The sequence below is a fragment of the Bilophila wadsworthia ATCC 49260 genome (genome assembly GCF_000701705.1).
Lineage (GTDB): Bacteria > Desulfobacterota > Desulfovibrionia > Desulfovibrionales > Desulfovibrionaceae > Bilophila > Bilophila wadsworthia.
The window spans coordinates 1-5,213 of record NZ_JNJP01000147.1; the positions used below are offsets into that span (position 1 = coordinate 1).

Here is a 5,213-nt window from a genome sequence, read left to right on the forward strand (position 1 = left end):
GGAAACCTTTCTGGAGAAAGGTTTCCCCTCCCTTCCCCAAGCCCCATCCCTCCCTTTCCAAAGACTTTCGACTTTATCGAATCCCTGTTCGCAGTTTTTTCCAGCGCGGATGACCTTGGAATGGTGCGCCTTTCAAAGGGAATGCCTGCAAGCCGCGTTCGGGGGAACAATGAAGAGAGGGAAAGCCACCATCCGTAGCGCTTTTTTTCCAGCTCACGCCGGAACGGACTCCTTTCGCGCCGCCTCCCCATTTTATGAAAGTCTCGGGAGGTGGAGGGGGGACGCGAGCCTCGCTGGTGGGTTTGGTGGGGGGAGGAAGCCTTTCTTGAAAGGTTCCTCCTCCTCCTCATCATCATCATCATCAAGTCCATTCTGCGCAGCGCACAACAAAAAAAGGAAGGCCAACTGACCTTCCTTTTTAAATTTCTGGCTGGGCTACGTGGACTTGAACCACGATTAACGGGACCAGAATCCGTCGTCCTGCCAATTGAACGATAGCCCAACAACGTGAGAAGGTTTCTGTCAAAGAATGCCCGGGAAGTCAAGCGGAAAATGCTTTTTTCCGTCAAAAAGCGGCGTCATGGGCGGCGCGGCGGGGAAAGTGGGCGGAAAAACGCACGGTTGCGCCGTCCGGGGAGGGCGGAAAGGCTGCCGCCGGAGCGGCAGCCTTTTGGGTTTTCTGAGGATATGGCGTTGCCTGTGGGGATCTATTCGGCGAGCTTCTTGCCGATCATGCCGAGGACGACGCAAATAGCCATGAAACCGGCGCAAATCAGGACGACCTTCAATCCGATGTCCATAAGAACTCCTTGTCGTTTGTCAGGGAATGCCGGAGCGTTGCGCCAAGGCGGGGCATAGCCGCCGTGGGTCCGGCGCGCCCTTTTGGGGCGTCCCTGACGCATGGGGGAATGTGCGTTACACGCAAGCCCTGAGAGTGGAAACGAAGGAGATCCTATGAAGAGGCGGCGCGCCGGGGAGAGGCAACATGCCCCGGATTTCGGCAAGCCGTGGGAGGAGGAGATCCGCCCATGAAAGCGTCCTGAGCGAACGCGTGCAGAGCGGATAGAGCAGAAGGAAAAGCAGGGTGAGGAGAGGGAACCCTGTTTCCCTGTTGAGGCCCCTTTCGGGGAGGAAAGCCTTGTTCGCGCGGACAACGGCGGTGGCCTGCTCCGTTTCCAGAGGCAGGTATTCGCTGGGGACGAAGCTTGTTGTGACTGAAGTGTCAAACGAGGCGTTTGCCTTCAGCGCGTCCGGCGTGCAGAACAGCATGAGCAACATCAGTATGCTCAGGAAACTCTTGATAAAGAGTCTGTTCTTGGCGAACGTGGACAACATCATGGCAGCTCCCGCCGTTTCATTTGGCTTCATCATAAGCTACGCAGGAAAAGAGGTCAATAGGGTAGAAAAAAAGCCCTGTTACCTTTTTCAAAAAGATGTTGACTTTTATCGTGAAAGAAAGAGCAAAAAGCGGCGCGCAAACGGGGGTGGGCTCCCGTCCGGGCGGCGCTTGCGGGGCGGATTGCCAAGGCTGGGGCGATGGCTTATGGAAGGAGAGGGCATTGTTTCCTCTAACTCTTTGTACGGCATATCTTTTTTAAGGAATACGAGAATGGGCTTTTTGAATGGGAACGTGTTGCGGCGTCCGCACCTGTCGCTGCGGCGGGAGTGGCATACCCTGTTGGCCGCCACCATCGGCACGTTGTTGACGTGTTTCGCGGTCGTCGCGCTGACGGTGCCGTATCAGTTCGCGGGCGGCGGCGTGCTCGGGCTCGCCCTGATCAGCAATTATGCGTGGGGGATATCCCCGGCATGGGTGCTCAGCGTCGGCAACGCCGTCCTGTTGCTGTGGGGCTGGAAGGCGCTGTCCCTCCGGTTCGCGCTCTGGACGCTGTACGTGACGGTCCTGACCAGCGTGGCTATCCCCGTCTTCGAGCTGTTCCAGTATCCGGTCATCGGCAATACCATCCTCGCCGCGCTGCTGGCCGGGGCCGTGGGCGGGGTGGGTTTCGGGATGCTTTTCCGCGTGGGGGCGTCCAGCGGCGGGACGGACGTCATCGTCATGGTGGCCCGGAAGCGCTGGGGCGTGGATATCGGGTCGATGTCCTTTTATATCAACGTGGTTATCCTCTTCGCGTCCTTTGTGGTCGTGGATATCGAAAAGATCCTCATGGGCGGGCTTTTGCTGTACGTGGAGACGGTGACCATCGACAGGGTATTGAAATCATTCGACAGGCGCAGCCAGGTTTTGATCATCAGCAAGCGCACGCAGGACATCGCGGACTTCATCCTCAACGAGCTTGACCGCTCGGCAACCATCATCCCGGCGAAGGGGGCGTATTCGGATCGGCCCCATGACATGCTGCTCGTCGTGCTCACCCGGCGGCAGACGGTGGATTTGCGGCAGTACATCGCGGAAATCGACCCGGAAGCGTTCCTCATTTTCTCCGATGTGACGGAAGTGGTGGGGCTCGGCTTCAAAAACTGGGAGTGAGGCGGCACGAGCGCATGACGCGCCGGATCAACGCGCCGGGCGGACCAAGGCCGCATTGACTCCGCCAGCCTCTGCGACTATTCTATTCTCGGTGCTCAAAACACCTTCCGCAAGCGGCCCACGCCCGAAAGAATCGTGGTACCTTCACAAGAGTCCTTTGTGATCTCTTGCGTTGTATCTATGGGAAAACCTCCGGGTGTGGACGAAATACAAAACCTGAAAGGGGAAATAGTCCGCTGTCTTGCGGCAGTTTTGAGCACCCGGAGTTTGCATATGCAAGCTCCCATCAAAAAAACCGCAAGAGGTGTCCTATGTCGTTGCAATCCAAGGCCTTTTCCCATCCCTGCCGCCGCCGTTCCGTTCCCCGCCGCCCGTTGCGCGCGGCTCCTCCGCCTTCCCCCGCATCAGACCTGTTTCCGCATCCCAAGGGTGAAATCCGCCGTTACAGCTTCCCCGCCTTGGCGATACGCTGCGAGCGGGAATTGCTTGAAGCGCAACAGGCTGAGGATATGAAAGAAATCCTTTCCAACGTTTCGGCGTCCGTGGATGCGTTCGCCTCGCTCATGGAGCTGATGGACGCCGAGGCCAAAGTGGACGGCGTGATCATCCATATTCTGGGAAGGGAACTGCAACGCATCGGCAAGATACTTTTCAAGATGCAGGACACGTACAGCACGGTTGAGCTTGTCGGCGCGTAACCTTCCGGACAACCGCACAGATTGCGTTCCAACACAAAACAGCCCTCGGCAGCGGGATTGCCGGGGGCTGTTCCTTTTTCCATTTTCCAACCGCGTGCCGCTTCCCGTGCGCCGAGGGCTTTTGCGCCAAAGGCTTTTCGAGGGTACGGAAAAAGGCGCGTTTCCGGTTACTTCCGTTTTGAGGCGATGTACTTGCCGACGACGATGCCGATGAGCACCGCGCCGATAAAGGAGATGAGAGGGCCGATCAATCCTTCCATTGCTTTTTCTCCGGGTTATGGGTGAAGGCTTTCCGCATTGGAAAACCGGGGCCGGGCAACCCGGACTCGGGCGGCTGGCACCGGAAGCCCGCTCCGTCTGGGGGAGGCGGAACCACCAAACGGGATCACCAAACGGAGCGACCAACCGGAGCCGTCAGGCGGAACCGTCAGATGGAGGTGGCGGGTTCGGGCCCGTCGGGGCCGGGGTCTTTGCGCAGCGCGTTCGCCAGCGGGACAAGGTACAAATACAACGCATACGGGAGGCAGGCCATCGTCACGCCGAGCGTGGCGCAGGGGAGGCTGCCGGCGATGCTCCACGGGATCAGCGCGGCTATGAGGATGGCGCTGTTTTCGAGGGGGATCGCCATGTCCTGCCTGCGGGCGTAACAGGGGCGGCACAACTGCGCGGTCAGGATGGTGGCGAGCGTCTGGTTGCAGCTTATGCCGGACACGGGGACGCTTGCCAGCGTCATGGCCCGGAACGTCCCGATGCGCTCCGCCAGACGCCGTATGAGGCCGCCGAAACCGCTCAGGAGGTCGGTCGCGTCGAAAATGCCCGAATAGGACGACGACAGCAGGACGATGCCCGCCACCTGAAGCATGGACCGGATGCCGCCTCCGGCGAGTATTTCCGCTCCGGGCGCGGGGTGTAGCCGAAGGCGAGGCAGGCGAACAGTTCCCCGGGCTCCATGCCCTGTACGGTCAGGCAGACGGCGCCCCCCGCGAGGATGCTCCAGAACATGGCCTGTTTCACGTCGACGCGGAACAGGCTCAGGACGACGATACAGGCGGCGGGCAAGAGCGTCCAGCCGCTGAGAATGAAAAAACGGTCCATCTGTCCGGCGGCGTCCGGTGCCGCGAGCCGCGCCGGGCCGGAGAGGGACAGCGCCAGATAGCCCGCGCAGGTCAGGGCGAAGGGGAGTGCCGAGGTCGTCCACATACGGCGCATATTGGCGTATATATTGGTATTCGTGAGCGCACAGACGAGCGCCGCGCTGGATGATACGGGTGAGCATCTGTCCCCGACGTAAATGCCGCTCATGATAGCCCCGGCGGTGGCAAGCTCGTCCAGCCCGGCGGAACGGGCCAGCATCATAAAAATGACGCCGAGGGTGCTGACCGAGCCGAACGCCGTGCCGAGCAGGAGGCTCAGCAGGCAGCACAGGAGGAAGACCCACAGGATGAAGTAGGCGGGATCGACCCATTGCAGCGTATGATGGATGATGAAGGGGAGGGTGCCGCTGGCCCGCCAGACGGCGGTGAGCATACCGATGAGCCCGAAGATAATCAGGATATTCCGCACGCTGCGGACGCCGGACCACAACATGAGGGCAACGTCACGCGGCGCGTGCCCCTGCCGCAGGGCGTACCCGGCGAAACAGGCGAGCCCGAGCAGGAGCGCCCACAAGACGCTGGCCCCGGTGAGGACGCACACGGCGAGGCCGCCCAGAAAGACGCTGAGGACAATGGCTTTCACATCAGGTTCCTTGGCATCCGTATGGATGAGAAGGACGTGATTCCACGCCATGCCGCGCTTGTCAATCCCGGCCGGACGGCGCGACGGTGAAGGCTGACGGCTCTTCCCGCACACAGGGCCGCTCCGCCGCTTATGATGGGTGGTTTTATTGATGAGGCCTCTGCCCGAAGCGCGCCGGACAACCGCCTTCCACGCCGCGCCTCTCCCATTCCGTCATCCGGCGGGGGCTCCCTCCGCGCCGCCTCCCCATCATACAAAAGTCTTGGGAGGTGGAGGGGTGGGGTTTG

Annotated in this window: 6 protein-coding genes and 1 tRNA gene; 3 read left to right on the forward strand and 4 right to left on the reverse strand. The window is 60.5% G+C overall.

The window, feature by feature from the left end:
* On the forward strand, nucleotides 1-198 hold a 198-nt coding region (locus T370_RS25810), incomplete at its 5' end, for a hypothetical protein (RefSeq protein ID WP_211250543.1).
* Nucleotides 199-427: 229 nt separating this feature from the next.
* Here T370_RS25810 and T370_RS0121195 read toward each other — a convergent pair.
* Both T370_RS0121195 and T370_RS0121205 read right to left on the reverse strand, forming a co-directional pair.
* Nucleotides 428-502, reverse strand: a tRNA-Gln gene (locus T370_RS0121195).
* Nucleotides 503-915: 413 nt separating this feature from the next.
* Nucleotides 916-1,338 (reverse strand): hypothetical protein, encoded by a 423-nt coding sequence (locus T370_RS0121205; protein WP_005027588.1) that lies wholly within the window; start codon nucleotides 1,336-1,338, stop codon nucleotides 916-918.
* Nucleotides 1,339-1,609: 271 nt separating this feature from the next.
* On the opposite strand from T370_RS0121205, the gene T370_RS0121210 reads away from it, so the two are divergent.
* Both T370_RS0121210 and T370_RS0121215 read left to right on the forward strand, forming a co-directional pair.
* Nucleotides 1,610-2,491 carry a YitT family protein gene (locus tag T370_RS0121210; RefSeq protein WP_005027586.1) on the forward strand — a complete coding sequence of 294 codons (882 nt, stop codon included), beginning with the start codon at nucleotides 1,610-1,612 and terminating at the stop codon, nucleotides 2,489-2,491.
* Between the two features lie 311 nt (nucleotides 2,492-2,802).
* Nucleotides 2,803-3,189, forward strand: a complete 387-nt coding sequence (locus tag T370_RS0121215) for a strubbelig protein (protein WP_029436931.1) — start codon at nucleotides 2,803-2,805, stop codon at nucleotides 3,187-3,189.
* A gap of 427 nt (nucleotides 3,190-3,616) precedes the next feature.
* On the opposite strand, the gene T370_RS26155 is transcribed toward T370_RS0121215, so the two are convergent.
* The gene (locus T370_RS26155; RefSeq protein WP_282705467.1) at nucleotides 3,617-4,051 is read right to left on the reverse strand and encodes a Na+/H+ antiporter NhaC family protein; all 435 of its coding nucleotides are present in this window, start codon (nucleotides 4,049-4,051) and stop codon (nucleotides 3,617-3,619) included.
* Nucleotides 3,979-4,926: a Na+/H+ antiporter NhaC family protein gene (locus tag T370_RS23275; protein WP_282705468.1), complete on the reverse strand. Its 948-nt coding sequence runs from the start codon at nucleotides 4,924-4,926 to the stop codon at nucleotides 3,979-3,981. Before T370_RS23275 ends, T370_RS26155 begins: the two co-directional genes overlap by 73 nt.
* Between the last annotated feature and the right edge of the window lie 287 nt (nucleotides 4,927-5,213).